We start from the raw sequence: 544 nt of genomic DNA, 5'->3' as shown, positions 1-544 counted from the left end.
CCGAGCGCAGGGTGTCGCGGTGGGCCGGGCGAACCCGCCGGGCGGCAAAGCGCGAGGTCAGTTCAGCCTGGCTGCCCTCGCGCCAGGTGACGGTGCGCCAGGCCTTCGACGGCAGGCTCAGCGCCAGATCCTTCACCGACACCGGCTGGTGCTCCGGGCTGCGCCGGAGCCGGGTCGGCGGCCGGCCGCGGCCCGACCAGGGCGCGGGTGGCAGCGGCGCCTGGCCCGGCGGCCAGACGCTGGTGCCGGGACGAATGCCCAGCACATAGCGAAGATCAAGCTCTGCCACCCCGACCCGGAAGTCGCACTCGTCGCCATAGCCGGCATCGCCCAGCACGATGCCGACCGGCACGCCTTGCTCGCGGGCCTGCCGGAGCTGGCCCAGCGCGATCGCGGTTTTGGTCTCGAAGCCGACCTCCTCCGGCTGTGGCGCGACGATCTGGATGCGAGCAGCGCGACAATCAGGATGAGAGTCTGTGGTCGCGGCGGCTGGATGATTGTCGCGGCGCGACAGGTAGGCAAGCGGTTTTCGGGTGATGCGCGA

General features: G+C 71.9%; 1 protein-coding gene. It reads right to left on the bottom strand.

The features are described 5' to 3' along the window. Positions 1-544 (bottom strand): transposase (locus tag LHA35_RS28515; RefSeq protein WP_226615299.1); only part of this gene is annotated, 544 nt, incomplete at both ends.

Source organism: Roseicella aerolata (assembly GCF_020523605.1).
Lineage (GTDB): Bacteria > Pseudomonadota > Alphaproteobacteria > Acetobacterales > Acetobacteraceae > Paracraurococcus > Paracraurococcus aerolatus.
The sequence above is the reverse complement of the archived record's forward strand: the minus strand, read 5'-3'. Positions and strand labels throughout refer to the sequence as shown.